The 26,960-nt window shown below is 36.7% G+C and carries 23 protein-coding genes; 22 read left to right on the plus strand and 1 reads right to left on the minus strand.

The window, feature by feature from the left end; translation table 11 throughout:
* The first annotated feature begins 26 nt into the window (after nt 1-26).
* The 19 genes from BN1243_RS14470 to BN1243_RS21395 all read left to right on the plus strand — a co-directional run bounded on the left by BN1243_RS14470 (nt 27) and on the right by BN1243_RS21395 (nt 22,544).
* Nucleotides 27-2,000 carry a DHH family phosphoesterase gene (locus tag BN1243_RS14470; RefSeq protein ID WP_062107914.1) on the plus strand — a complete coding sequence of 658 codons (1,974 nt, stop codon included), beginning with the start codon at nt 27-29 and terminating at the stop codon, nt 1,998-2,000.
* Nucleotides 1,997-2,446 carry a 50S ribosomal protein L9 gene (rplI, locus tag BN1243_RS14475; protein ID WP_062107917.1) on the plus strand — a complete coding sequence of 150 codons (450 nt, stop codon included), beginning with the start codon at nt 1,997-1,999 and terminating at the stop codon, nt 2,444-2,446. The genes BN1243_RS14470 and rplI overlap by 4 nt, the downstream gene beginning before the upstream one ends.
* A gap of 238 nt (nt 2,447-2,684) precedes the next feature.
* Complete coding sequence (locus BN1243_RS14480) at nt 2,685-3,953, plus strand: nickel pincer cofactor-dependent isomerase, group 22 (RefSeq protein WP_062107919.1); 1,269 nt, start codon at nt 2,685-2,687, stop codon at nt 3,951-3,953.
* Nucleotides 3,954-3,971: 18 nt separating this feature from the next.
* Nucleotides 3,972-4,742 (plus strand): SDR family oxidoreductase, encoded by a 771-nt coding sequence (locus BN1243_RS14485; protein WP_062107921.1) that lies wholly within the window; start codon nt 3,972-3,974, stop codon nt 4,740-4,742.
* Between the two features lie 23 nt (nt 4,743-4,765).
* Nucleotides 4,766-5,566: an ATP-dependent sacrificial sulfur transferase LarE gene (gene larE, locus BN1243_RS14490; protein ID WP_062107923.1), complete on the plus strand. Its 801-nt coding sequence runs from the start codon at nt 4,766-4,768 to the stop codon at nt 5,564-5,566.
* Between the two features lie 63 nt (nt 5,567-5,629).
* Complete coding sequence (locus BN1243_RS14495) at nt 5,630-7,102, plus strand: gluconokinase (RefSeq protein WP_062107926.1); 1,473 nt, start codon at nt 5,630-5,632, stop codon at nt 7,100-7,102.
* A gap of 282 nt (nt 7,103-7,384) precedes the next feature.
* Nucleotides 7,385-8,350, plus strand: coding sequence for an ABC transporter permease (locus tag BN1243_RS14500; protein ID WP_062107927.1), 966 nt, complete (start codon nt 7,385-7,387; stop codon nt 8,348-8,350).
* 15 nt (nt 8,351-8,365) lie between these two features.
* Nucleotides 8,366-9,262, plus strand: coding sequence for a carbohydrate ABC transporter permease (locus BN1243_RS14505; RefSeq protein ID WP_062107929.1), 897 nt, complete (start codon nt 8,366-8,368; stop codon nt 9,260-9,262).
* A gap of 88 nt (nt 9,263-9,350) precedes the next feature.
* Nucleotides 9,351-10,940: an extracellular solute-binding protein gene (locus BN1243_RS14510; protein WP_062107931.1), complete on the plus strand. Its 1,590-nt coding sequence runs from the start codon at nt 9,351-9,353 to the stop codon at nt 10,938-10,940.
* A 79-nt stretch (nt 10,941-11,019) separates the two neighbouring features.
* Complete coding sequence (locus BN1243_RS14515) at nt 11,020-11,676, plus strand: YesL family protein (RefSeq protein ID WP_062107933.1); 657 nt, start codon at nt 11,020-11,022, stop codon at nt 11,674-11,676.
* Nucleotides 11,677-11,841: 165 nt separating this feature from the next.
* The gene (gene dnaB, locus BN1243_RS14520) at nt 11,842-13,206 is read left to right on the plus strand and encodes a replicative DNA helicase (protein ID WP_062107935.1); all 1,365 of its coding nucleotides are present in this window, start codon (nt 11,842-11,844) and stop codon (nt 13,204-13,206) included.
* 533 nt (nt 13,207-13,739) lie between these two features.
* Nucleotides 13,740-15,170: a M23 family metallopeptidase gene (locus BN1243_RS14525; RefSeq protein ID WP_062107937.1), complete on the plus strand. Its 1,431-nt coding sequence runs from the start codon at nt 13,740-13,742 to the stop codon at nt 15,168-15,170.
* 338 nt (nt 15,171-15,508) lie between these two features.
* On the plus strand, nt 15,509-16,216 hold the full coding sequence (gene yycF, locus BN1243_RS14530; protein ID WP_062107939.1) for a response regulator YycF: 708 nt from the start codon (nt 15,509-15,511) through the stop codon (nt 16,214-16,216).
* A 5-nt stretch (nt 16,217-16,221) separates the two neighbouring features.
* On the plus strand, nt 16,222-18,045 hold the full coding sequence (gene walK, locus BN1243_RS14535) for a cell wall metabolism sensor histidine kinase WalK (protein WP_062107941.1): 1,824 nt from the start codon (nt 16,222-16,224) through the stop codon (nt 18,043-18,045).
* Nucleotides 18,042-19,358 carry a YycH family regulatory protein gene (locus BN1243_RS14540; RefSeq protein ID WP_062107943.1) on the plus strand — a complete coding sequence of 439 codons (1,317 nt, stop codon included), beginning with the start codon at nt 18,042-18,044 and terminating at the stop codon, nt 19,356-19,358. Before walK ends, BN1243_RS14540 begins: the two co-directional genes overlap by 4 nt.
* The gene (locus BN1243_RS14545) at nt 19,345-20,142 is read left to right on the plus strand and encodes a two-component system regulatory protein YycI (RefSeq protein WP_062107945.1); all 798 of its coding nucleotides are present in this window, start codon (nt 19,345-19,347) and stop codon (nt 20,140-20,142) included. The genes BN1243_RS14540 and BN1243_RS14545 overlap by 14 nt, the downstream gene beginning before the upstream one ends.
* 6 nt (nt 20,143-20,148) lie before the next feature.
* Nucleotides 20,149-20,943, plus strand: coding sequence for an MBL fold metallo-hydrolase (locus tag BN1243_RS14550; RefSeq protein WP_062107947.1), 795 nt, complete (start codon nt 20,149-20,151; stop codon nt 20,941-20,943).
* A 135-nt stretch (nt 20,944-21,078) separates the two neighbouring features.
* Nucleotides 21,079-22,287 carry a S1C family serine protease gene (locus BN1243_RS14555; RefSeq protein ID WP_062107948.1) on the plus strand — a complete coding sequence of 403 codons (1,209 nt, stop codon included), beginning with the start codon at nt 21,079-21,081 and terminating at the stop codon, nt 22,285-22,287.
* Between the two features lie 98 nt (nt 22,288-22,385).
* Nucleotides 22,386-22,544, plus strand: coding sequence for a CxxH/CxxC protein (locus BN1243_RS21395; RefSeq protein WP_069201874.1), 159 nt, complete (start codon nt 22,386-22,388; stop codon nt 22,542-22,544).
* A 157-nt stretch (nt 22,545-22,701) separates the two neighbouring features.
* Here the strand turns inward: BN1243_RS21395 and BN1243_RS14560 are convergent, their stop codons facing one another.
* Nucleotides 22,702-23,607 carry an EamA family transporter gene (locus tag BN1243_RS14560; RefSeq protein ID WP_062107951.1) on the minus strand — a complete coding sequence of 302 codons (906 nt, stop codon included), beginning with the start codon at nt 23,605-23,607 and terminating at the stop codon, nt 22,702-22,704.
* A gap of 150 nt (nt 23,608-23,757) precedes the next feature.
* On the opposite strand from BN1243_RS14560, the gene BN1243_RS14565 reads away from it, so the two are divergent.
* The 3 genes from BN1243_RS14565 to BN1243_RS14575 all read left to right on the plus strand — a co-directional run bounded on the left by BN1243_RS14565 (nt 23,758) and on the right by BN1243_RS14575 (nt 26,878).
* Complete coding sequence (locus BN1243_RS14565) at nt 23,758-24,291, plus strand: DUF4358 domain-containing protein (RefSeq protein WP_062107953.1); 534 nt, start codon at nt 23,758-23,760, stop codon at nt 24,289-24,291.
* 67 nt (nt 24,292-24,358) lie between these two features.
* Complete coding sequence (locus BN1243_RS14570) at nt 24,359-25,747, plus strand: MBOAT family O-acyltransferase (RefSeq protein ID WP_062107955.1); 1,389 nt, start codon at nt 24,359-24,361, stop codon at nt 25,745-25,747.
* Nucleotides 25,748-25,759: 12 nt separating this feature from the next.
* A complete protein-coding gene (locus BN1243_RS14575; protein ID WP_062107957.1) occupies nt 25,760-26,878 on the plus strand; it encodes a DHHW family protein in 1,119 nt (372 codons plus the stop codon).
* Nucleotides 26,879-26,960: the final 82 nt, after the last annotated feature.

The raw sequence follows: 26,960 nt of genomic DNA on the forward strand, positions 1-26,960 counted from the left end.
AAATGTAGGGAAAAGGAGCTGAAGGAATGCCTTCATTTTTAAAGGAGCACAAAGTGCACTATCCGCTGTATGGTATAATAGCATTAACAGCTGTTTTACTTATATACATTGGTTTTGAAAATCTATGGATAGCTTTGATTGGTGCCTTCTTGCTCTTGGCATTGTTCTTAATAACGGTTTATTTAGAGAGAGAGACGATAAAGGCTAGAAAAGAATACATTTCAACCCTTTCCCACCGAATAAAAAAGGTGGGTGAGGAGGCATTGCTAGAAATGCCAATTGGAATATTACTCATTAATGATGAAGGCTATATAGAATGGTCCAATCCATATATGGCAACATGTTTTAATGAAAGTAATCTCATTGGCAAGTCCTTATACGAGGTTGGAGAACAAATTGTTCCGCTTATTAAGCAAGAGATTGAAACAGAAATTGTTACAATACATAATCATAAGTTTCGTGTTATTCTGAGGCCAGAAGAAAGGTTACTTTACTTTTTCAATATAACCGAGCAAATTGAGTTGGAAAAAAGGTACGAGGATGAAAGAAATGTTCTTGCCGTTATTCTAATGGACAATTATGATGATGCTACGCAGGGAATGGACGACCAAGCTCGAAGTGGGTTAAATAACCTTATTACTTCTATTCTAAATGATTGGGCGTTAGAACATGGAATATTCTTAAAGCGAACTTCTTCGGATCGGTTTATCACGATATTAAATGAAAAGATATTTCGTGAGTTGGAAAAGAATAAGTTCTCCATTTTAGATGCGGTAAGGGAAGCAACGGCAAAAGATAATTTCCCACTGACTCTTAGTATTGGGATTGGATTAGGTGCTGAAACTCTACCAGAATTAGGGACACTTGCTCAATCCAGTCTAGATTTGGCTCTTGGCCGTGGAGGAGATCAGGTTGCGATAAAACTTCCAAATGGTAAATTGAAATTTTATGGTGGTAAAACGAATCCAATGGAGAAACGGACTAGAGTAAGGGCTAGAGTCATTTCTCATGCATTGAAGGATCTAATTACGGAAAGTGACAAAGTGATTGTTATGGGTCATAAGTTTCCTGATATGGACGCGATTGGTGCATCAATAGGCATTCGAAAGACAGCAGAGTTAAATCATAAAGAAAGTTACATCGTTGTTGATTTTACGAATATCGATACATCTGTAAAACGTCTAATAGAGGAAATGAAGGGATATCCTGAACTTTATTCGAGGTTGGTTTCACCAGAAGAAGCATTGGAAATTGTGACGGAAAACTCTTTAGTCGTTGTCGTGGATACTCATAAACCATCTTTCGTTATTGAAGAGAAACTATTAACGAAAACAGAGCGGGTGGTTGTCATTGACCATCACCGCAGGAGTGAGGATTTTATTAAAAAGCCTCTGTTAGTCTATATGGAGCCGTATGCGTCGTCAACTGCTGAGCTTGTAACCGAATTATTGGAATACCAACCTAAGGCTGGAAAATTGAATGCATTAGAAGCTACAGCATTGCTTTCAGGAATCATTGTTGATACAAAGAGTTTTACACTTAGAACAGGATCTAGAACATTTGATGCTGCCTCTTATTTAAGGACGCAAGGGGCAGATACTATCATGGTCCAAAAGTTTTTAAAAGAGGATATTCATAAATTTATTAAGCGTTCAAAGTTGATTGAAACAACTGAATTATATCGAAATGGGATAGCTATTGCGAGTGGGCTGGAAGATGAATTATATGATCCAGTTACGATTGCACAAACAGCAGACACACTGCTCACAATGAATGGTGTTTTAGCCTCTTTTGTTATTTCTAGAAGAGATGATGATGTTGTCGGTATTAGTGCTAGGTCTTTAGGAGAAGTTAATGTCCAACTTATAATGGAAACTTTAGGTGGAGGAGGACATTTAACTAATGCTGCTGCACAGCTTGAAGGAGATAAAGTTGTAGAGGCAGAGTTAAAATTGAAACAGGTTATTGATCAATATTTGGAAGGGAGCGAGGAATCATGAAAGTTATTTTCTTAAAAGATGTAAAAGGTAAAGGGAAAAAGGGCGAAGTAAAGGACGTTGCAGTTGGTTACGCTCAGAACTTTTTATTCAAGCAAGGCTTGGCAATCGAGGCAACTTCGGGAAATATGAAGTCACTGGAAAATCAACAGAAGAAGGCAGAACAAGCAGCCCATGAGGAGTTGGAAGAGGCTAAAAAGCTTCAGAAAATATTAGAGAATTTAACAATCGAGTTAACGGCTAAAGCAGGAGAAGGTGGGCGTCTTTTCGGTTCGATTACGAGTAAGCAAATTGCAGATGAATTGAAAAAAACTCACAACATTAAAATGGATAAACGGAAAATTTTATTGGATGATGCCATTCGCTCATTAGGTGTTACAAAAGTACCAATGAAGCTTCACCATGAAGTCACTGCTACAGTGGATGTTCATGTAAAAGAAGGGAAATAAGTAAGATTTTAAATAGCAATTAAGATAAATCGTCTTTTCTGTGAAATTGGAGTGACAAGCTCCATTTTGCTAGAATAGGCGGTTTTTTGTCTTTTTAGAGTAATTAAACTCCTTTCCTTACTGTAAACTTAATTATTATAATATTTCGGAGATTAATTCCTTTATATACTAGATTGATATTTGTATAATGAAATGAAAGGGGTTTCTTAAAGATTTTTAGAAGGAGAGGTTTTATTGAATGGGTATACTCCAAGAATTATTAAAGGATATTCCAATTCCCAAATTAATAAAGGTAGAGCAAAAGTTTGATAGCTTTCAAATAGATAACACTTCTGATGCGTTACAAATGGAATTAAATAAAGAAGATATTAAAGCGATTATTCAACCTGGAATGGAGATAGCTGTTGCAGTTGGCAGTAGAGGATTGGATCGAGTTGTCGAAATGACGAAGGTGACGATCCAATTTTTACAGAGTTTAGGAGCAAAGCCTTTTATTGTCCCATGTATGGGAAGCCACGGTGGTGCAACTGCTGAGGGGCAAAAAGCCGTCTTAGCCCATTTAGGCATTACGGAAGAAAGTGTAAATGCGGAAATACGCTCGTCAATGGATGTTATCAAATTAGGGGAACTGTCCAATGGATTACCCGTTTATATTGATAAAATGGCATCAGAGGCAGATGGTATTATTGTGATCAATCGTGTGAAGCCACATACTGCATTTCGCGGATCGATTGAGAGTGGCATTATGAAGATGATTAGTATTGGTCTTGGAAAGCAAAAGGGTGCTGAGGCATGCCATCAGTTAGGATTCAAACATATGGCGGAACATGTGCCAGCGATGGCAAGGCTAATTATGGATAAAATGCCGATACTTTTTGCGGTAGCATCTGTAGAAAATGCCTTTGATAAAGTTGCTAAAATAGAAGTTTTAAAACCAGAAAATATAGAATCTAGGGAGATCGAACTTTTAAAGCTAGCAAAGCAATTATTGCCAAAACTGCATTTTGACAAAATTGATGTGCTTGTCATTGATAAGATTGGGAAGAACATTAGTGGAGATGGGATGGACCCCAATATAACAGGCCGTTATCCAACCCCGTATGCGTATGGTGGACCAGATGTGGCTAAAATGGTTGTACTTGATTTAACAGATGAAACAGAAGGAAATGCAAATGGAGTAGGGACGGCTGATTTCACAACCCAGCGTCTAGTGGACAAAATGGATAGAGAGGCTACATATGCTAATGGATTAACGTCAACTGTTGTTGGTCCTACTCATATTTCTACTACTCTACCAAATGATCAGCTTGCCATTCAGGCAGCTATTAAAACATGTAATATTCTTGATTTTACAAAGGTCAAATTGGTCCGAATCAAGAATACATTAGAAATAGGTGAAATAGAAGTGTCCGAAGCACTTCTCGAATATGTAAAAGAACATGAACACCTTAAGCAAGCATCCGATTTATACGAGTTTAGATTTGATGAACAAGGTAATCTATTTTAGCGTAGGGAGGAGAAACAAATGACGAACTTATTTGATTTGACAGGCAAGACAGCCGTTGCTGTTGGTGGTAATAGTGTCTTAGGTGGAGCAATGGCAAAAGGGTTGGCAGCCCATGGAGCGAAGGTAGCTGTTGTTGGGAGAAATATGGAGAAGGCTGAAGCTATAACGAAGGAAATTGAGAATAGTGGTGGGGTGGCAAAGTCTTTTCAAGCTGATGTAAGTGATTTAGAGTCTATTAAACAGGTAGCGGTTGCCATTGAGGAGTGGGCTGGCGGTTGGGACATCGTCCTAAATGCACCGGGAAAAAACAGTACAACACCATTTTTTGAGTTAGAAACCGATGAGTGGGATGACATCATGGATGTGAACCTAAAAGGATTAGTCTTTACTACACAGATTTTTGCAAAACGGATGGTTGAGCAAGGAAGAAAGGGAAGTATTATTAATATTTCCTCAGTTTCATCTACGACACCTTTATCAAAAGTATTTACATACTCGGCATCAAAGGCGGGGGTTAATAGTGTAACACAATTTTTGGCAAGAGAATTTGCTCCTTACGGGATTCGTGTTAATGCGATTATTCCTGGCTTTTTCCCTGCAGAACAAAATCGAAAAATTTTAAGTCCGGATCGGATTGAATCGATTATGAATCATACCCCAATGGAGCGATTTGGGGAGCCGGAAGAACTGCAAGGAGCGGCTATTTATTTAGCGTCAGATAAGGCGTCGGGATTTGTCACAGGGACATTGCTCCGTGTTGATGGCGGATTTGGCAGTATGACAATTTAAAGTTTCAGAGAGGAGAAAGAATCTTGCTTAACGAAAAATATGAAAAGTTAACATCGATTCTCCGCGAGCTAAAGAAAGTAGTTGTGGCCTTTTCAGGTGGAGTAGACAGCACCTTTTTGTTAAAAGCAGCAGTCGATACATTAGGGCAAGAAAATGTACTCGCTGTTACAGCTGATTCGGAAACATATCCGAGCAGAGAATTAGAGGAAGCCCGAAAGCTTGCTAAATTAATAGGTGCCCAACATTTGGTCGTTGAAACTTCTGAGTTAGCTATACCTGGGTATATTGAAAATGATCGAAACCGTTGTTATTTTTGTAAAAATAGTCTATTTGAACATTTGATCCCTATTATGGAAAGGCAAGGATTTGAAAATGTTGTTTACGGTGTAATTGCAGATGATCTCAATGAGTATCGTCCAGGTATGAAGGCGGCAAAAGAGAAGGGTGTACGCGGGCCATTACAAGAGGCAAATTTATTTAAGGAAGAGATTAGGGAGTTGTCTCGGGAACGAAATTTGCCTACTTGGGATAAACCATCCTTTGCTTGTCTATCTTCAAGAATTGCTTACGGTGAGACTATTACGCAAGCAAAACTAACAAAGGTCGATAAGTCTGAAGCTTATTTAATATCATTAGGCATACGTCAAGTTCGAGTAAGAACCCACCAGGATATGGCTAGAATAGAAGTAGAGCCTAATGATATGGCTATTATTATGGAGAATCACGAGCAAATTTCCAAAAAATTACAGGAGTTCGGCTATCAATATATTACATTAGATTTAGCGGGTTATAAAAGTGGAAGTATGAATAAGGTTTTATCTTAAGGATATAAGGACTTTGGGGAATTATACTCCAAAGTCTTTTTACTCGATGAAGGATGTGAACTCATGTTAAGAGAACTCGTCATTGGACTAGATATTGGTACAACAAGTGTAAAAGCGGTTGTATTTAGCAAAAATGGAAAGTTTATTGCAGAAGCAGAAAAATTAATTACTACATTTTATCCAGAATCAAATTGGGCTGAGCAGGATCCAAACGAACTTGAACAGTCTTGTAGATTTGTTCTTAAGGATGTCATCAAGAAGGCTGAAGTAAAAGAAGGAGAATTGCTGTCAATTGGCTTTTCCTCGGCTATGCACTCGCTTATTTGTGTTGATAAGAATGGAGCAACATTATCAAATATGCTTATTTGGTCAGATGGAAGAAGTAGTGATCAAGCTGATAAGCTTAAAAAGACAATTGGAAAGGAAATCTTCTTAAAAACAGGTACCCCTATTCACCCAATGAATCCATTTGTAAAGTTGTTATGGATGAAAGAAAATCAGTATGAGCCTTATAAAAAAGCAAGTTATTTTATGTCGATTAAGGAATATGTAATAAAAAAATGGTTTGGTCAGCATTGGATTGATTATTCAATGGCATCTGCGACAGGACTGTTAAATTTACAAACACTTGACTGGGATGAAGAGGTATTAAAGCTAGCAGGGGTTAAAAGAAATCAGTTATCGGAGATTGTTCCTCCCACAATGGTATTACCATGTTTGAAAAAAACAATTGCGGAGGAGATTGGGATATCTGATTCAATTCCGTTTGTTCTTAGTGCATGTGATGGTCAATTAGCTAATCTTGGAGACGGAGCGATCTTACCTGGAGAAGTCGCTATTTCCGTTGGAACAAGTGGAGCGATAAGGCAATTTATTCAAGGAACAAATGTGAACGAAAGCGAGGAAACTTTTACATATTTATTTACGGACGATACTTCTATTATCGGAGGGGCTACAAATAATGGCGGCATTGTCTTGCAATGGATAAAGGATTTATTCGAATACAAAGGTTCGCACGAGGAATTTCTTGCCGATGCTGAAAATATTGAAATTGGGTCAGAGGGAATTTTATTTTTCCCATATGTGAATGGAGAAAGGGCACCTTTATGGAATCAACAAGCGAGAGGAAACTTTTTTGGCCTGAAAATCGGGCATAAGCGAGAACATGTTGTGAGGGCTGTTCTAGAAGGAATTGCCTTTAATTTATTCCAAATCGGAAAGTCTTTAGAACAATTAGCAGGGGAACCAAAGAGGATTTGCATAAATGGCGGTTTATCGAAATCTGATCTATGGGTACAAATTATGGCTGATCTTTTTGGGCGAGAAATTCAACTTTCTGAATCACATCATAGTGCAGCTTGGGGTGCTGCATGGACATCGCTTGTTGGAATCGGTGCAGCAGAATCATTTTCCAAAATTAAAGAGAACATCCCAGTCGGTAAAGTTGTCCAGCCTAACCTAGAAAATCATAAAAAGTACCGAGAATTATTCTCTAAATATGAGAAGATCGCAAAAGGTTTAGCTGCATATTTTTAAATAGTGAAGATACTCTGATCTACCATAGTCATTTAGACTGTGGTAGATTTTTTTTTCGACAATAAAGGGATTACCCGAAATATTAGTACAAGTGGATAATATACTATATAAATTAAAGTTTTATATCGCCATAGATTCTATAAGATCATTATTTCAATACAGATGGAATTTTTTTAAAGCGAGGTGATTTCGACTAGGATGATGAAAAAGGGAGTTAAGTTTAATGGGTTCGGTTGTTTTGTTCAAGTTAAGATCTAGTTTTCCAAGAGGAGTTGTTTCAGTATGGAAGATCATAGTGTTTCCCATCATCTTAACAAATTAGATCCTTCACCAAATTCAAGGAAAAAACGTCGTTATAATTGGAGAAGAATAAAGATAAATTGGCAACTATACGTTTTATTAACTCCAGCTATTATTTACTTTTTAATATTTAAATATTATCCAATGTATGGTGTACAAATTGCCTTTAAGGATTTTCGCGCGATAGATGGAATTTTAGGAAGTAAATGGGTAGGATTTGAGCACTTTATTCGCTTTTTTAATACTCATTATTTTTGGGACTTAATAAAAAATACTCTAGGAATTAATTTATACGCTCTAGCGCTATTTCCAATTTCAATCATTGTTGCTCTCTCTCTAAACGAATTGCGAGATGGCAAATTTAAAAAAACCGCACAAACGATAACATATGCCCCACATTTCATTTCCGTTGTTGTATTTGTTGGAATGATCATCGCTTTCTTGGATCCTTCAACAGGAATTATTAATAACCTGCTCGGAAAATTTGGTATTGAACCTATTAGTTTTATGACGATACCAGCTTGGTTTAAATCCATTTTTGTATGGTCCAACGAATGGCAAAATCTCGGGTGGGGAGCCATTATTTATTTAGCAGCACTAGCAGGAGTCGATCCACAGCTGCATGAAGCAGCAAAAGTGGATGGTGCGACTAGACTGCAACGTATTTGGCATGTGAATGTTCCGAGTATTTTACCGACGATTATTATTCTATTAATTTTAAATATGGGAAATATGTTATCGATTGGATTTGAAAAAATATTATTAATGCAAAATCCTTTAAATCTAGAATCATCCCAAGTCATCCAAACATATGTGTATGAAGCGGGTTTACTACATGGGCAATATAGTTATTCTGCAGCTGTTGGTTTATTTAATTCGATTGTAAATTTCCTTATTTTAATATTCTTTAACCGCTTGGCAAGGAGGACGGGTACAAGTCTATGGTAAAGAGGGGTATCCCATATGAATATAAAGGAAACTAGGTCTGATCAAATATTTAATTTATGTAATAAACTTTTAGTTTTGTTTTTCATTATCATCATTTCCTATCCGTTGATTTATATTGTTAGTGCCTCAATAAGTGACCCTTTTTATGTAAATTCTGGTGCCATGTGGTTATTTCCAAAGGGGATTACGTTTGAAGGATTTGAACGGGTTTTTCAAAGCAGCGAAATATGGGTGGGCTATCGGAATACGATCTTCTATACACTGCTAGGAACATTCATTAATTTGGTTGTTACTTTACCATGTGCGTACGCCTTATCAAGACAAGATTTAATAGGGAAAAAATTAATCATGACTCTATTTGTATTTACTATGTTTTTTGATGGAGGCTTAATTCCAACATACCTACTAGTACGTGATCTTGGGATGATTAATACAATTTGGTCGATGGTTATTCCAAGTGCAGCTGCAATGTGGAATATCATTGTGACGATGTCATTTTTTAAAGTAACGATTCCAAGAGGATTGGAGGAAGCGGCTGAAATGGATGGTGCTTCTCAAATTAGAACCTTTCTCCAAATTGTTCTTCCGTTATCTGCACCTATTATTGCTGTAATGGCCTTATTTTATGGTGTTGGTCATTGGAATCAATATTTCGGAGCATTGATTTATTTACATGAAAGAAGCTTATTTCCTTTACAACTCTTTTTAAGGGAGATATTAGTTCAACAAAAAATCACGGCTGAATTATTGCAACAGAGTGGAGCGGCCGAGGCGATTAGTAAACATGCTCGTATAGCCGATATTATTAAATACGCTGTAATGATTGTTTCAGCTGCACCATTACTAATGATTTATCCATTCTTACAGAGATTTTTTATAAAAGGGGTCATGATCGGTTCGTTGAAGGAATAATAGTCAATTGAAGCAGGGAGTTCAACCTGTACAGGTGTTCCTTTCAGAAAATCATAAAATAGCAAATATTAAAGAGGGGGAAAAGAATATGAAGAGGAGAATTTTACTATGTTTTGTCCTGTTGTTTGCTATGTTCCTTGTTGCGTGTTCAAATAGTGATCCTAGTGGAGGTGAAAAGCAAACAACTGATAAGGAGGAAGCTCCCGAAAACTTTCAATCAACAGGCTACCCAATTGTTAATGACTCAATAACATTACAAATAATGGGGAAGCGCTCTCCTATTCAACCGGAATGGGGAGATATGGGATTCTTTCAAGAGATGGAGCAACTGACGAATATTAAACTTGATTATCGAACGGCTACAGGGGATGATTTTACCCAAAATAAACAACTTGCGTTTGCGAGCTTAGAATTACCTGACTTTTTATATGGAGCGGATTTAACTACTAGTGAAGAAGTTGATTTTGGAACTCAAGGGCTTTTAATTCCACTTGAAGATCTAATTGATAAGTATGCTCCTAACTTTAAAAAGTTAATGACTGAAAATCCTGATTTAGCGGCATCGATTACAACTCCAGATGGCCATATATATGCTCTACCTGGTATTGATAGTTCACAGACTTCAAAAACTCCGATCATGTGGTTAAATGGCCCATGGCTTGAAAAGCTTGGGGTTGATAAACCGCAAACGATGGATGACTTTTATCAACTATTAAAAAGATTTAAAGAGGAAGATCCCGGAAATGTTGGAGATGTCATCCCATTAACTGCTAATAATCCCGCAGATTTACGTGTTGGTTTACTCCCAAACTTTGGTATTGTTCAACAGGATGGGATTTATGAAGATAACGGTATTGTTAAATATGCTTGGATCCAGGATGAATTTAAAGAGTATCTGAAATACTTAAATAAACTTTATAGCGAAAAATTATTAGATAATGAGATGTTTGGTCATACTTGGGAGCAATTTATTGCAAAAGGAAAGCGAACGGGCGTATTTAGTACATGGCCGATTGTGCAAGTAGGGTTTGAAGATGTAACTGAAGCTTTAAACTATCCAGTATTGTCGCCTATGACAAGCAGTACAAATGATCAAAAGCTAACAATCTTAATGAGTGATATTCGTCGGGGTCGGGCAGCAATTACGAAAGATAATCCATATCCAGAAGCGACCATGCGTTGGATTGATCATGCATATTCAGAAGAAGGAACGATTTTAGCACGACTCGGTATTGAAGGTAAGACCTTCAAATGGAATGATGATCATCAATGGGAACTATTGCAAGACCCTGGTTTAAGTACTACGGAAACAAATGCTAAACATGCTCCAGGAGTGGGAACGAACGTGCCGATGGTTTTAACAGAGGAATTTTTTAATAAAGAGGGAGGAAATCCAACAATATTAGAAATTTATAAATGGGTTTCTGAAGAATTAATTCCATATGCTAAGTCACCATATCCTTTAGTATATTTTACAGAAGAAGAACAAAAAAGGATTAGTGCTTTAAAACCAGATATTGATACTTATTTTGAGCAAGCAGAGGCGAAATTTATTACTGGAGCAGAATCTATTGATGCTGGTTGGGAAAAGCATTTAGAAACAATGGAGAAATTGGGAATTAATGAGTTAGTATCTATTCATCAAGCCGCATATGATCGTTGGGCTGAATCACAATAATTTGATATAAAGGCTATCTTATAGTTTTCTCTTTATAAGATAGCCTTTATGAGATTATGGGGTTGGACAAACTTCACCAATGTTTTTAATTTATGAAATAAGCAAAGTAAGCGAGGATTATAAAATGTATGAAGAGGTTGTTTGGAAACTATATGGAATAGCCATCTGGGTAATGAGGTTACTCTATCTAAATATGTTATGGATTCTTTTTACATTGTTAGGTTGTGTTATCTTCGGTTTATTTCCAGCGACTACAGCGATGTTTGCTGTAACACGAAAGTGGATCGTTAAGGAGCAAATCTCCGTTTTTCCAATATTTTGGTCAACTTATAAAACAAGTTTTTTCCAAATGAATATGATAGGCGCATTATTAACCTTTCTTGGCATTATTCTGTATGTTGATTTACGTTTTTTTCAAACAGCTAATCACATCGTATATATAACTTTAAGCTACTTTATTATTTTTACCTTATTCATTTATTTTGTTGTAGTACTTTATATATTCCCTTTATACGTGCATTATCAATATCGAACATTTGAATATATTAAGCGGTCGGTCATTATTGTATTAGGGAAACCACTTTATGCGATTATGATGATTGTAGGAAGTTATTTTGTATATCTAATAAGTACGACCTTTCCTATCCTTATCATTTTTATAAGTGGAAGTTCATTTAGCACGATCATAATGTGGATTTCGATGCATTCATTTAGGAAAAATGAAATAAGTGTGTAACTATAGAAAATATGGAAACTCACCAGATTACAAGAATATTTAAGCCAAGAGTAGTATAATAGAAATCGATGGAATAGTGATCAGGGTAGAGAAAGTCTAAAATTCTACTCGGTCATTCTACTATTCCTTTTCACTCTTATTTTTAAGCGAAAGAGGAAGAGCAGAATGAATGAATCATTAATTGATCGTACGCCACCGCAAAATATTGAGGCTGAACAGGCTGTCTTAGGAGCTATTTTTCTTGAGCCTACCTCTATTATGCTTGCATCAGAGCTACTCATTCCAGAGGATTTTTATAGAAGCTCGCACCAAAAAGTTTTTGAATGCATGCTTAAATTAACTGAAATGGGTAAGGCCGTCGATTTGGTGACAGTAGCAGAGGAACTCGCAGCTGCCCAATTGATCGAAGATGTTGGGGGCATTTCTTATTTAAGTGAATTGGCTGTCTCTGTCCCAACTGCTGCAAACATTGGGCACTATGCTCGGATTGTAGAAGAAAAGTCTTTACTCCGACGACTGATTCGAACAGCCACGAATATAGCAAAAGAAGGATTTTCACGTGAAGATGAAGTCGGAGCTCTTTTAGATGACGCGGAAAAGCAAATTATGGAAGTTGCCCAAAGGAAAAATGCGGGTGATTTTCAAAATATAAAGGATGTCCTTGTTAAAACCTTTGATAATATTGAGCTTCTCCATAGTCGAAAAGGTGATGTGACCGGGATTCCAACCGGATTTGCCGAGTTGGATCGTATGACAGCAGGTTTTCAGCGAAATGACCTAATTATTGTGGCTGCACGTCCTTCTGTAGGGAAGACGGCTTTTGCCCTTAATATAGCTCAAAACGTTGGAACGAAAACGGCAGAAAATGTAGCTATTTTCAGTCTGGAAATGGGTGCGGAACAACTTGTTATGCGTATGCTTTGTGCGGAAGGGAATATTAATGCGCAAAACCTCAGAACAGGTTCATTAACGGAAGAGGACTGGGGTAAGTTGACGATGGCTATGGGAAGTTTGTCTAATACGGGAATATTTATTGATGATACGCCTGGGATTAGGATAGGAGACATACGTTCCAAATGTAGACGATTAAAACAGGAGCATGGCCTTGGAATGATATTAATTGACTATCTTCAGTTAATCCAAGGGAATGGAAACTCCAAAGAAAACCGTCAACAGGAAGTATCTGAAATATCTCGTTCCTTAAAGGCTTTAGCTAGGGAATTAGAAGTTCCTGTTATTGCATTGTCCCAGCTATCTCGTGGGGTAGAGCAGCGTCAAGATAAACGACCGATGATGTCTGATATAAGGGAATCGGGAAGTATTGAACAGGATGCGGATATCGTAGCCTTTTTATATCGTGATGACTATTATGACCACGATTCCGAGAATAAAAATATTATTGAAATTATCATTGCAAAGCAGAGGAATGGCCCAGTAGGTACTGTATCACTCGCCTTTGTGAAGGAGTACAATAAATTCGTCAATCTTGAAAGAAGATTTGATGACTCGGCTGTACCACCGGGAGCTTAGAATAAATCATATACGGAATAATGGCTGGCCAGAGAAGTTACTGGTCAGCCATTGATATTTCTGGCATATGGACAAGGTGGTCATATAAGGTTTTTGTCGAAAACTGTTGCTAAAATTTAAAAGCCATGATAATATTACTTTTATTAACATTTTTCCTCAAAAAGTACTGCGATGACGTAGCCTCTCGCAGTACTTTTTTTATTTGAAAAACCCCTAAAATAATGGCGAAAACAAGTTATTGTAACCAAATTGTAATATTTAATGTTGCTTTTTGTCATGGTATGAAACTATTGAAAAATGCCCATATACTGCTAGATACACTGATATGATAGGGTTTCCAATTAGTCGGAAGTCTCTCTTTATTACAGGTAATGACAGGTTTTATACATTTATATTACATTATTTGATATTCTCTCAATTGCCTCCATTTATATGGTAAAGTAAATATCGAAATAATAACACAACTATTTACCTATAAAAAATAGAGAAATGCAAGCAAAGACATGGGGAAACGATCTTGGGAGGATTTGAACATGGATTTGGAATACAGACGGCGCAAAAAGAAAAAAATGCCTGGATACCTTTCTGTATTGGTTGTAGCGTGTATGGTCTTTTTCAATACAACTTTAGCTGCGTCAGCCGATACAAAGCTTGAAACAGTCTATCATGTTTATATGGACGATACTTATCTTGGTAAAGTTTCTGACACAACTGTAGTGGAAAGTGCTGTTAGCGGAATTATTGATGAACAACTAAAGGAATATAGTGGTTATCAACTAGAATTAGACAATAAAATCTCATACATACCAGAGCAAGTATTTCGCATTAACGAAGAAAATGACCTTGTTATTAAAGAGCTTAAGAATCATGCTCGCGTGAAAGCTAATGCAATTGCGATTACTGTGAATGATAAACCATTAATCTATTTAAAAAGTAGAGAAGATGCAGAGAAGGCTATTGAGGATTTAAAGAGAAAATATGTCTCAAAAAAAGAATGGAATGATTTCAAAGGGCAACAAATAAACAAAGAATCACTTCCTTCACTACAGGCTGATCAATCTCGCGTAATCAATATCTCTATTAAAGAAGACATGGAATATAAACAAATGTCAGTCAATCCCGATGAAGTTACGGCAGACAAAGATGCTGTTAATCTTTTACAAAAAGGGACGCTGGAAGAGAAAAAACATATTATTAAAGCAGGCGAAGCTCTAGAAAGCATTGCTCCCAAATATAATTTGACAACTAAAGAGTTGATGGAGTTAAACAAAGGAATTACAGAGGATTCGATTTTACAGATTGGCCAAGAACTTAATACAGTTGTAACTGTACCACTTCTTCGAGTTGTCGTTGAACGAGAAGCTTATCAAGAAGAAGTAGTACAATATGAAAAAGAAGTGATTGAGAACGGCTCGATGCCAAAAGGTGAAACAAAGGTTAAACAAGAAGGAAAGAATGGTAAAAGCGGATTTCTATACAGTGTCATTGAGGAAAATGGCAATCAAGTAAAAAAGGAAACAAAAGAAGAAACAATTATAGATAATCCTGTAAAGGAAATTGTTGAAAAGGGAACAAAAGTGATTCCTTCTCGGGGAACTGGACAATTTGCTTGGCCAGCCAATGGTGGATATATTTCAAGTGGAGTAGGACAACGGTGGGGTTCACTTCATAAAGGAATTGATATTGCACGACCAAGTAACTACACGATCAAAGCAGCTGATAATGGTGTTGTTGTTTCAGCAGGCTGGAATGGCGGTTACGGAAATAAAATTGTCATCGATCATCAAAATGGTTATCGCACAGTTTACGCACATTTGAAAACCATTAACGTGTCTGTTGGTCAGAAGGTAGAGAAAGGTTCTGCAATTGGGATTATGGGATCTACTGGTAATTCAACAGGGATTCACTTGCATTTCGAAGTCTATAAAAATGGCAGTCTAAAGAATCCAAAAGATTACTTTTAGAAACATAGAAAAGTATAAAAGACAGATCTAAGAGAGGTTTAGGCTCTTGCGGATCTGTTTTTTTGTTGGTTACTAGGCAATTGTAAATTGAGAGACGTGAAAAGGTTAAAACGCATCATCCTCATGTTGCTGCGACGGACAAAGTAACGGAAATAGTACTTCCGTTCTTCTTGACTAGCTGTGAGAGATAGACTCGCGTTTGTCTAGTATGATAAAATACAGTGAATCCCTTTTTTGTAGGGGGTTAAGTCTGTTTGTAAGGGATAACTAAGATAATCCATGAATATAATATCTGTTCAAATAAATATATGGGAATATTATTAAGGAGAGAGCGCTACTTGGATAAAAAGATACTTGTTGTTGATGATGAAAAGCCAATTGCTGATATCCTCCAATTTAATCTAAAAAAGGAGGGCTTTACTGTCCAGTGTGCTTATGATGGTGATGAGGCTTTACGTCTTGTTGAAGAAATGGCACCAGACATGGTCTTACTAGATATTATGCTTCCTAATCGCGATGGGATGGAAGTCTGTAAGGAAATAAGAAAAAAATATGATATGCCAATTATTATGTTGACAGCTAAGGATTCAGAAATTGATAAAGTTCTTGGACTTGAGCTTGGGGCAGATGATTATGTAACGAAGCCTTTTAGTACGAGAGAATTGATTGCCCGTGTAAAAGCTAATTTGCGCAGACATACGCATATTGCTCAGCAGGCAGATGATAGTAATAATAATGAAATTTCGGTAGGCTCTTTAACGATTCACCCTGATGCTTATGTCGTTTCAAAAAATGGAGAAACAATCGAATTAACTCATCGTGAATTTGAATTGCTTCATTATTTAGCAAAACACATTGGGCAAGTAATGACACGGGAACATTTACTTCAAACTGTTTGGGGCTATGATTATTTTGGTGATGTCAGGACGGTGGATGTTACAGTAAGACGCCTTCGTGAGAAAATTGAAGATAACCCTAGCCATCCAACATGGATTGTAACGAGAAGAGGAGTAGGTTATTACTTGCGCACCCCTGAACAGGAGTAATCTAAATGCAAAAAGTCGGTTTTTTCCGGTCAATACACATTAAGTTTGTACTTATTTATGTATTGTTAATTATGATTGCCATGCAGATCATAGGAGTTTATTTTGTTGGAAAACTTGAAGATCAGTTAGTTGAAAACTTCCAAAATGGTATTAAAGGGCGTTTACCTTTACTTGAGTATAATATTAAGGAAGAGTTTAACAAAGATCGAGCGGGAGAGGAAATTCCTTCTCTAGAAGAAGAAGTAAGACATTTGCTTTATGACTTTTCTGCAACGGATATTTCGGAAGTTCGGATTATTAATAATCGCAGTGTCGTTATTGGCACATCAGAACCAAGCAATCAAGGAATTGTTGGTCAAAAGTCTACAGATATAATGGTAAAAAGGTCTCTTTCTGGTGAGCATCTCGACAAAATCTATTACGATGAAGATACGAAAGGGCGTATTTGGGTACTAGCCTCTCCTATTAGTGCTAATGGTGAAGTGATTGGTTCGATTTTTCTTGTAGCCAAGATCGAGACAGTTTTTGAACAGCTAGAGGAAATAAATAATATTTTTATAACGGGCACTGTTATTGCTATGTTTATTACGGCACTATTAGGGATTCTTCTCGCTAGAATGATCACAAAACCCATTTCCGACATGAAAAGACAAGCTACGGCAATGGCAAAAGGGAATTTTTCTCGAAAAGTCCGTGTATATGGAAATGATGAAATTGGTCAGCTTGCCCATTCCTTTAATCATTTGACGAAAAGGTTGCAAGAAGCTCAGGCAACTACCGAGGGGGAAAGACGTAAACTCTCTTCTGTTCTTTCGTTTATGACAGATGGAGTCATTGCAACAGACCGAAAAGGTAAAGTCATTGTTATTAATGAACGAGCAGCAGAAATGTTGAATGTTTCACGTGAAACGGTTCTCTTACAACCGATTACAGAGCTATTGGACCTTCAAGAGGAATATAGCTTTGAAGATTTGCAAGCTGAGCAAGACTCTATTCTTCTTGATTATAGTACAAGAGATAACCATTTTATTTTACGAGCTAATATGTCTATTATTCAGCGGGAGACAGGTTTTGTAAATGGACTTATCGTTGTTTTACATGATGTAACTGAACAAGAAAAATTGGATGCTGAAAGAAGAGAGTTTGTTTCAAACGTTTCCCATGAATTGCGTACTCCGCTTACGACGATGAGAAGCTATTTAGAGGCATTGTCAGATGGGGCAATTGAAGATAAGGAGTTAGGTCCGCGCTTTTTAGGCGTAACTCAAAATGAGACAGAACGAATGATTCGATTAGTGAATGATCTTCTTGATCTATCTAAAATGGATAGTCGTAATTTTACGATTAATCCTGGCTGGGTCGACTTTGTCACCTTTTTCAATCACATTATTGACCGTTTTGAAATGTCAAAGGAACGCAATGTCCATTTTAAAAGATTGTTACCGAAACATTCCATATTTGTTGAAATTGATGAAGATAAATTAACTCAAGTTATTGATAATATTATTTCAAACGCATTAAAGTACTCACCGGAAGGTGGGACTATAACATTCCGTGTTAAAGAATTTGAAGGGGAAATTGAAGTAAGCATAAGCGACCAAGGTATAGGAATTCCAAAAGAAAATTTAGAAAAGGTATTTGAACGTTTTTATCGGGTTGATCGAGCTAGGACAAGACAACTTGGTGGTACGGGTCTTGGCCTTGCTATAGCAAAGGAAATAATCGGAGTTCACGGCGGGGCAATTTGGGCGAAAAGCCAAGAAGGAAAAGGTACAACGATTTGCTTTACTCTGCCATATGACCCTGTTCAAGAGGATGATTGGTTGTGAGGTACGAAATCGGGAAATCTATAGTTTTGTCTATATTAATTGTCTTTAGCATTCTTTTGACATGGAATTTATGGACGTATCAACCGAAATTAGATGCTATGGATCCTAATATGCATGAAATTTTAATCGCTGAACAACGGGATGTTTCAGAACTCATTAAGCCTAGCCATGTCCTTTATCATCTGGATGGGGAAGATTATGGTACAAACAATCCAGAAATTATGAATGAACTTATTAAAGAGATAGGTTCATGGGGTTTTTATGATATTGGAACTGTCCAAATTTTAGATGACAGTAAGATAAAGGACTTATTAAATTCTGGAACTCGAGCAGTGATATTTTATCCTGATATTGTCCCTTTTAATTTATATAAGGGCATCATTCAGATAGAAGACCATTTCCCACGTGATTCATTTGACCGCATTGTGATTCGTCAAGCAAATGATTCACAGGATGGATCCGTCGTTTACTTTATATCAACAGTAGAAGGCAAAGCCTATGAAACTCATATTAATCCAGAACGTGTTGAAGCCCTTTTTACGAAAGCAAATGGAAATAAGAAGCTCTATGATAAATACAAGGCGATGGAATTACCGGACAATAGATTTTTATACTTACCGGAGAAATCGATTGAAATGACGAGGTATCAATATATTTCCGAAACAATTGATCCTGATAAATTTAAAAATGCTCTTTTCCGTGACCCAAATAAAGTGAGAAGAGACTTCCCTCCAAATGGTGTGCAATATACAGATGATAGAAGTTTTATGAACCTTGATTATTTGACGAATATGCTCATGTATGTAAATCCTGGACAAGACACATACAACCAGGTAGAAGAGGATCAGGAGGAGGTTCTGAAACGGAGCATTAATTTTGTAAATGAACATGGTGGATGGACTGATGATTATCGTTATTCAAGTATTTCTGTTTATGAAAAGAAAATAGTCTTTCGATTATATACGAAAGGTTATCCAGTTTTTAATGAACAGGGAATGACTGAAATTAGGCAAAGTTGGGGTGCAGAGGAGATTTATCAATATAAACGCCCTTATTTTTCTCTAGAGATCGATCTCTCTGATTCGAAAAAAGTGGAGTTACCATCTGGTGAAGATGCATTTCGTTATTTAACGTCAAGTCCAGAGTTTAACCCTAAGTTATTACAGAATATGGTTATTGGCTATCGGCTTTCCAAGGATTCTACCAATTCTAAGGTTGTTATTTTGGAACCTTCATGGTATTACCTCTACGCAGGATCTTGGCTGCGGCTAGACACTGCAGATATAAGGGGGAATTTGAATGGATTGGAGTAGAATCAAAACCATCTTCATCATTGCCTTTTTAATCCTTGACCTTTTCCTACTATCGCAGCTACTAACCAAAATGGAGCAATATGAAGTAAAGAATGATGCTCCAATAGATGAAAATTTTAAGGCGGATGGAATTAAATATGAAGGCTTGCCAAAAGAAGTTGAAAGCGATCATTATTTAAGTGCAAATATAAAGCGATTTACAAAGGAAGAACTACAGAAATTACAAGATCAACAGGTCCATCTTGAAAATCAAACGATTGTACGCTCTGAATTAGAAACGCCGATCGTCATCAAGAACGAAGAGGATTTTAAGAAATTGGATGAGTTTGTGAAAGCCAATGTTTTGTATGGGGACGAGTATGAGTTTTGGGAGTATAACAAGGCTGATCGCACGTTTACCTATTATCAAAAGGTCGATGATAAATTTTTATTTAAAAATCAAAGTGCACACCTCATTTTCCAAATGAATGAGCAAAATGAAATTATTTCCTACAATCAAACAAAGTTGGAAGAGATTGATCCGATTAGCGAGGAAGAAGATGTTCTTCAACCACTTCGTGTGCTTGAGATCCTTTATGGCAAAGGGTTAATCAAGTCTAATAGCACGGTTAAGGCAGAACTTGGCTACTATACATTTGTTAATATGGAGGCTGCACAGGTTTTAACACCAACATGGTATTTTATTATAGAAAGAGACGATGGCAGGGAGAGTATGTTGGTTAATGCTTTAGAAGGAACAGTAATTCAGAGCCAACCAACAGAAGAGAATAAGTTACTGGAGTGAAAAGGAATGTCAATGCAATTTAGTGTGCTGGCAAGTGGAAGTACGGGAAATGCCATTTATGTTGAGGCTGGAGAACAGGCATTTTTAGTTGATGCAGGACTTAGCGGCAAGCAAATGGATAAGCTTTTTCAACAAATTGATCGTGATCCTGCAAAATTGAACGGAATTCTTGTCACACATGAGCATAAAGATCATATTCATGGTGTAGGCGTAATGGCTCGTAAATATAACTTGCCTGTCTACGCCAATGAGCGAACATGGAAGGTAATGGATCAGCAACTTGGGAAACTTGCCACTGATCAAAAGTTTATTTTTGAAATGGAAACAGTAAAGTCCTTTGGAGGGCTAGAGATTGAATCTTTTGGTGTTTCACACGATGCTGTGGAGCCGATGTTTTATATTTTCAGATCTGGTGGAAAAAAACTTGTTCTTATTACTGATACTGGTTATGTCAGCGACCGAATGAAGGGATTAATTTCGAATGCGGATATGTATGTATTCGAAAGTAATCATGATGTTCAGATGCTCCGAATGGGACGATATCCTTGGAATATAAAACGACGAATTTTAAGTGATGTCGGGCATGTATCGAATGAGGATGCAGCATTAGCTATGTGTGATGTTATTGGTGACCAAACGAAACGGATTTATTTAGCACACTTAAGCCTTGATAATAATATGAAGGATCTTGCAAGGATGAGTGTAAAGCAAACACTTGAATCAAAGGATATGCCGATTGGCGATCAGTTTGAACTATTTGACACGGATCCATATACACCAACGGTATTGACGGCAGTATAAATTGGTAGGGAGTGAAAGCAGTATTCGTACTTGTTTTCACTCCCTTTTTATTTCAATATTTAATTGTCCAACATTATAATATAGACATGAACAGCCAAACTATAGATATGAGTTTTTTAGAAAGGAATGGTGTTGGTGGGATATTACGATGATCACAGCCCAAATCGCAGCAATCGAAGGGGTGGAAAATCAGCATTCTTTACGGGGCTTATTGGCGGAATTATTGGTGCCTTATTAGTTGTTATGATTTATCCTAGTGTTGTAGGACGAGAAGTTAGTAATAAGCAAAATGAAAATGTCGAGGCTATACCAAATGAAGGAAATGCTCCTTCAAAAAACGTTTCACTTAATGTGAAAACAGATGTCACTGAGGCTATTGAGAGAGCTGGTAAATCTGTTGTAGGTATTACAAATATTCAAGCATCGAGTTTTTGGTCAAATTCCGAAAATCAAGAGGCAGGAGTCGGATCGGGAGTTATTTATAAGCAGGCGAATGATGTCGTTTATATTGTGACAAATCATCATGTTGTAGAAGGAGCTACACAGCTAGAAGTAACATTGTCCAACGGAACAAAAGTGTCCGCAGAATTAAGGGGAAGTGATGTCTGGACGGATTTGGCAGTGGTGGAGGTCAAATCTAACGAAATTGAGGCAGACATGATTTCTGAATTTGGCGACTCTGATTCGCTAAAAATTGGAGAACCAGTGATGGCCATTGGAAACCCGTTAGGACTCCAATTCTCAGGATCTGTTACACAAGGAATTATCTCCGGAGTAAATCGGACAGTGCCTGTTGATATTAATAACGATGGTATTCCAGATTGGCAAGCAGAAGTTATTCAAACTGATGCAGCAATTAATCCAGGAAATAGTGGAGGAGCACTCGTTAATATTGGCGGGCAAATTGTAGGGATTAATTCAATGAAAATTGCACAAGAGGCGGTAGAGGGAATTGGCTTTTCTATTCCAATTAATTATGTCATTCCAGTTATTGAAGATCTTGAAAAGTTTGGAGAAGTAAGAAGGCCTGCAATGGGGGTAACGTTAAGGAATGTTTCAGAAATTGCTGCTTATCATCAACAACAAACATTAAAGTTACCAAAAGATATTCACGATGGGGTTATGATTGAATCTGTCGTTCCCAATTCACCTGCTGGTCGAGCGGGACTTAAAGAGTTGGACGTTATTGTAGAAATGGATGGAAATAAAATTGAGGATATACTTCAACTTCGTAAATATTTATATAATGAAAAGAATGTCGGAGATTCGCTGACAATCAAATTTTACAGAAATGGAGAAATAAGTGAGGCTACTTTAAAGTTGGCAGAAGAAAATCGAATGTAAAGTGGATAAAGCAGGAAGGCTATTCATTACTTCCTGCTTTTAATGTGGATAACGTGTATCCTATGGAGTAATGATAAAGCATGAAAGGAATGGAAGTAATGGTTTATTGTTGTAAAGAACATGTCGAATTAGCACTAGATGTTATTGTCGATGAATACGAAAAGGCACCTGTGTTAGAGGAAGTGAAAGAAGAGGGTAACTTATCAACAAGCTGTGAATATTGTCAAAATCGGGCAGTATATATTGTGGGGAACTAATATTCTTGCACCAAAATGTGGATAGCATCTGTTAATATGTGGATAACTATTGTGTATAACTTGTTCGTAAAGTGTGAGTAAGCTGTTTATAACATTTGTGGAAAACTTTAAATTAGTACGAAATGCCCCCGTTTTCTAATAAAAGCGGGGGATTTTCCTATGCATTTCCCGTGCTTATTTTTTTACGATTCCGAATGAAAGAGGTATTCCCAATAAAAATACCAAATAACACTAGTATGACGCCGAACCATTGTATGAGATCAACCTGTTCTCTTAGAATAAGTGTTGACATAATAACAGCGACAGGAAGTTCAGATGCAGAAAGAATCGTTCCTAAGCTAGGTCCAACACGCGGCATTCCTATGGAAAAAAGTAATGGGGGGAGCATAACTCCAAAAAACCCCAATACCAATCCATAAGGGCTAAGCTTCAAAAGAGTGGATGGATCTAGTAGAAAACTTGGTGGCAAAATAATCATTACAATAATTAAAGCTCCGGATGAGAGCAAAGCACTTTTGAAAATAGGATGGAGCTGATTACCAACTGCTCCACTGACTAAAATAAAGCTTGAGAAAGATAGTGCGGAGAGCATTCCCCAGCCTAGTCCACTTAAGGAAATAGTTTTTCCTCCTTCGATTATTAATCCTGTTGCAAAAAGGGAACCAATTAGTAAAATTGCAATGGAAAGCAGTTTACCTTTGTTAGGTTTATGTTTATAAAATATCCACTCAAGTAGAGTACCGATCCAAACAAATTGGAAAAGGAAGATGATGGCTAGGGAAGCATCTACTGTTTGCAGAGATTGATAATAGAAAATTCCCGTTAAACCCATTGGTAATCCCGAAATTAGAACTTTTATAAAGGATAAAATGGAAAGTTTTTGCACTTGTTTCCCAATGAATAATGTACAAACCCAAATAAAAAGTGTTCCAAATAAATACTGACTTCCAGAAACTTCTGCCATGGAGAAGCCCGCTGAGTAAGCCATTTTAACAAAAGTTGATAATATTCCATAACAGCATCCGCCGAAAAATACAGCGAGTGCGTATTGCCATGCTTTCATTGTTACGCCCCTTTACTCTATTCTGCAGAACATGATAGTTACAAAAATTATTATATCGTAAACAGGTTTCACTTTATCAACATTTTTTGTAACTCTTTTCAATTGTTTTCGTCAAATAGATTGTATAGATAAAATAAAGGGGAAAAGAAGATGAAGAAATTAATTTTATTATCATTGACACTGTTTACACTTTTAGCTATGTCTGCTTGTGGGAAGGGGCAAAACAGCAATATATCTTTGGACGAGTTAGTTACCGAAATTAAAGATGCAATGGCTGAGGATCTTAAAGCTAATGGTGTTGATGAACCAGTCGTTGATGGACAATTATTAGGTTTTCTAGAGGTTAATTTAACTGATCCTCAACCTGAAGATGAGTATTTCATTGATAAGCTTAAGCTTGATAAAAATCTACTAGAAGCGGGTTATGCTATAGCCGCTATGATGAATGTAAATTCTGATGAAATTATTATTTTACAGGCGAAGGATTCATCAAATGTTCAAGCATTGAAAGAAGCACTTGAAAGTGAACTTGATGCTCAAGTACAAACTTGGGAACAATATTTGCCTGATCAATATGAAAAGGTAAAAAATAATATTATTAAAACAAAGGGAAATTATTTAATTTATATAACGTATGATCAACCCGAAAAAATTGAAGCGGTTTTTGATAGTAAATTGAAGTGATGTGTGTAATGGGCCTTACATCTTTAGAGGTGTAGGGCACTCCTTTTAGGCATAGGTGGATTGGGACATGGTATTTAGCAGTTTATTTTTTTTATTTTATTTTCTGCCAGCTACATTAGCTATTTATTTTATTAGCCCCCAAAAGTTGAAAAATATTGTTCTACTTATTGTAAGTCTATTCTTTTATGCGTGGGGAGAACCTGTTTATATTTGTTTAATTCTCTTTTCCGCATTAGTGGATTACATTCTAGGGCGCTTAATCGAGAAATACAGGAGATCACAAAAGTCGAAATGGCTTTTAGTTTCCTCGCTAATCGTGAATATTGCAGTTTTAGCTTTTTTTAAATATGCTAATTTTCTTATTGAAAATATAAATGTAATCTTTGGCATTGAACTTACCTATTTGAACTTACCTCTTCCAATTGGAATCTCCTTTTATACATTTCAAACGATGTCTTATATCATTGATGTCTATCGTGGCAGGGTGACTGCACAACGGAGTTTTATCTCTTTTGCCATGTATGTTACGTTGTTTCCGCAATTAATTGCTGGTCCCATAGTCCGATATGAATTAATAGAGTCGCAAATGAAGGAAAGAATGATAAATTTCGCCCAATTTTCTGATGGCGTAAGATTTTTTATAAAAGGACTTGGGAAAAAGGTGTTGCTTGCGAATAATATTGGATTACTATGGGTTGAAGTTGAAAGTACTGCATTGTCAGAATTAACATTGGCGATGGCTTGGCTAGGTATAATTGCCTTTTCCTTTCAAATATATTTTGATTTTAGTGGTTACTCTGATATGGCGATTGGGTTAGGGAAAATGTTTGGGTTTGAATTCCCGAGAAACTTCCATTATCCGTATATATCAAGAAGCATTGCAGAATTTTGGAGAAGATGGCATATAACGTTAGGAAGCTGGTTTCGAGAATATGTATACATTCCCTTAGGCGGAAATCGAAAAGGGCCGATAAGAATGTATATGAATTTATTACTCGTCTGGATGTTAACGGGATTTTGGCATGGAGCAAGCTGGAACTTTATTATATGGGGGCTATATTTTGGTATTCTGATTTCTCTTGAAAGGGCCTTTTTGCAAAAAGTATTAAACTATTGTCATCCGATTTTCCAGCATTTTTATTTTGCCTTCTTCATTTTAATCGGGTGGGTTTTCTTCGTCTTTGAAGATATAAAGATGGGCTGGCAGTTCCTCGGTGTCATGTTTGGCATTGGAGAAAATGGTTTAATTAATCCAAAGTTTTTTTATCTTTTATTCGCGAATGCAATTCTACTTTTTATTGCATTTGTTGGCTCATTACCACGACCACAATTTATCGAGAACATTGTTCAGAGAAATACATTTATAGAAGCATTCATTTATTTTGTAATTTTATTATTTTCCACAGCCTATTTGGCTGGTGCATCATACAATCCATTTCTATATTTCCGATTTTAAAGGAGAAGGAAAATGTTTACTTCAAATAAATGGTTAGTAGGAGTTTTTATAGGTTTTATTGTCCTGATTGGGATAGGGAATTTTCTATCTAGTGATATAACCTTTTCTGAACAGGAAAATAGAATTCTCACTCAAAAGCCGAGGATAACTTTAGAAAACATATTCTCAGGGAAATATATGATCAATTATGAAGAGTATTTATCTGACCAATTTGTCGGGAAAACAAGTTGGATGGCGATAAAAGCTAAGGCTGAACAGTTGTTGCTAAAAAAGGAAATCAATGGAGTTTATATTGGGAAGGGTGATTTTCTCTTTGAAAAACGAACAAGCTTAGAAGATCAATTTATTCAAAATCTCGAGCTTGTTTCTAGTTTTTCTAATTCGGAGAGGTCAGTAACATTGCTCCTTGCTCCGATCTCAGCGGAAATTTACCGAGAAAATCTCCCTAAATTTGCGCCGGCTTATACACCAGAAAAGGTGGCGGAAGCGATTGAAAAAAATCTTTCTTCAAGCGTAGAAGTAATAGATATCCGCCAGACACTTTTAGACCATAAAAAAGAACCGATCTACTACAAAACCGATCATCACTGGACGATGAGAGGGGCTTATTATGCCTATTCGAAGGCTGGAAAAACACTGGGATATCAACCTTATCCTATTAGTGAGTTTAAAATAGAAACGGTCTCCAATGACTTTTTAGGTACCTATGCTTCTAAGGCACTCGGCTATCAGCTAAAATCTGATCAAATTGAAGTATTTACTCCAGAATTTCCGACCTCATATTTCGTCCATTATAAGGATGAGCAAGTAACTAGTGATTCACTTTATGATTGGAGTGCATTGGAAAAGAGGGATAAATACTCGTTATTTTTAAGTGGTAATCATAGCCTCATGACGATCCAATCCCATGTAAAAAATGGACGAAAGCTTGCTGTCATTAAAGATTCCTACGCCCATTCCTTTATCCCATTTTTAGCCAATCATTTTGAAGAAATTCATGTGATTGATTTACGTTATTACCATGCAAGTTTAAAGCAATATTTGCAGGAAAATGAACTAGATGAAATTTTACTCTTGTACAATGTGTCGAACTTCGCAAGTGATCGGAATTTGATATGGTTGAAATCGTAAAAGGTTAGGAGCGACTGGTCAATTGGATTACTTTGCAAGTGATGCTTGCAAAGTTATTTGTATATATTCAAGAATGACTTTA

The sequence above is a fragment of the Bacillus niameyensis genome, from assembly GCF_001375535.1.
GTDB lineage: Bacteria > Bacillota > Bacilli > Bacillales > Bacillaceae_C > Lederbergia > Lederbergia niameyensis.

What these genes read in the sequence shown, in the direction of transcription:
- BN1243_RS14470 (WP_062107914.1), top strand. Translation starts at nt 27, where the DNA reads ATGCCTTCATTTTTAAAGGAGCACAAAGTGCACTATCCGCTGTATGGT.
- rplI (WP_062107917.1), top strand. Translation starts at nt 1,997, where the DNA reads ATGAAAGTTATTTTCTTAAAAGATGTAAAAGGTAAAGGGAAAAAGGGC.
- BN1243_RS14480 (WP_062107919.1), top strand. Translation starts at nt 2,685, where the DNA reads ATGGGTATACTCCAAGAATTATTAAAGGATATTCCAATTCCCAAATTA.
- BN1243_RS14485 (WP_062107921.1), top strand. Translation starts at nt 3,972, where the DNA reads ATGACGAACTTATTTGATTTGACAGGCAAGACAGCCGTTGCTGTTGGT.
- BN1243_RS14495 (WP_062107926.1), top strand. Translation starts at nt 5,630, where the DNA reads ATGTTAAGAGAACTCGTCATTGGACTAGATATTGGTACAACAAGTGTA.
- BN1243_RS14500 (WP_062107927.1), top strand. Translation starts at nt 7,385, where the DNA reads ATGGAAGATCATAGTGTTTCCCATCATCTTAACAAATTAGATCCTTCA.
- BN1243_RS14505 (WP_062107929.1), top strand. Translation starts at nt 8,366, where the DNA reads ATGAATATAAAGGAAACTAGGTCTGATCAAATATTTAATTTATGTAAT.
- BN1243_RS14510 (WP_062107931.1), top strand. Translation starts at nt 9,351, where the DNA reads ATGAAGAGGAGAATTTTACTATGTTTTGTCCTGTTGTTTGCTATGTTC.
- BN1243_RS14515 (WP_062107933.1), top strand. Translation starts at nt 11,020, where the DNA reads ATGTTTTTAATTTATGAAATAAGCAAAGTAAGCGAGGATTATAAAATG.
- dnaB (WP_062107935.1), top strand. Translation starts at nt 11,842, where the DNA reads ATGAATGAATCATTAATTGATCGTACGCCACCGCAAAATATTGAGGCT.
- BN1243_RS14525 (WP_062107937.1), top strand. Translation starts at nt 13,740, where the DNA reads ATGGATTTGGAATACAGACGGCGCAAAAAGAAAAAAATGCCTGGATAC.
- walK (WP_062107941.1), top strand. Translation starts at nt 16,222, where the DNA reads ATGCAAAAAGTCGGTTTTTTCCGGTCAATACACATTAAGTTTGTACTT.
- BN1243_RS14545 (WP_062107945.1), top strand. Translation starts at nt 19,345, where the DNA reads ATGGATTGGAGTAGAATCAAAACCATCTTCATCATTGCCTTTTTAATC.
- BN1243_RS14550 (WP_062107947.1), top strand. Translation starts at nt 20,149, where the DNA reads ATGTCAATGCAATTTAGTGTGCTGGCAAGTGGAAGTACGGGAAATGCC.
- BN1243_RS21395 (WP_069201874.1), top strand. Translation starts at nt 22,386, where the DNA reads ATGGTTTATTGTTGTAAAGAACATGTCGAATTAGCACTAGATGTTATT.
- BN1243_RS14560 (WP_062107951.1), bottom strand. Translation starts at nt 23,607, where the DNA reads ATGAAAGCATGGCAATACGCACTCGCTGTATTTTTCGGCGGATGCTGT.
- BN1243_RS14565 (WP_062107953.1), top strand. Translation starts at nt 23,758, where the DNA reads ATGAAGAAATTAATTTTATTATCATTGACACTGTTTACACTTTTAGCT.
- BN1243_RS14570 (WP_062107955.1), top strand. Translation starts at nt 24,359, where the DNA reads ATGGTATTTAGCAGTTTATTTTTTTTATTTTATTTTCTGCCAGCTACA.
- BN1243_RS14575 (WP_062107957.1), top strand. Translation starts at nt 25,760, where the DNA reads ATGTTTACTTCAAATAAATGGTTAGTAGGAGTTTTTATAGGTTTTATT.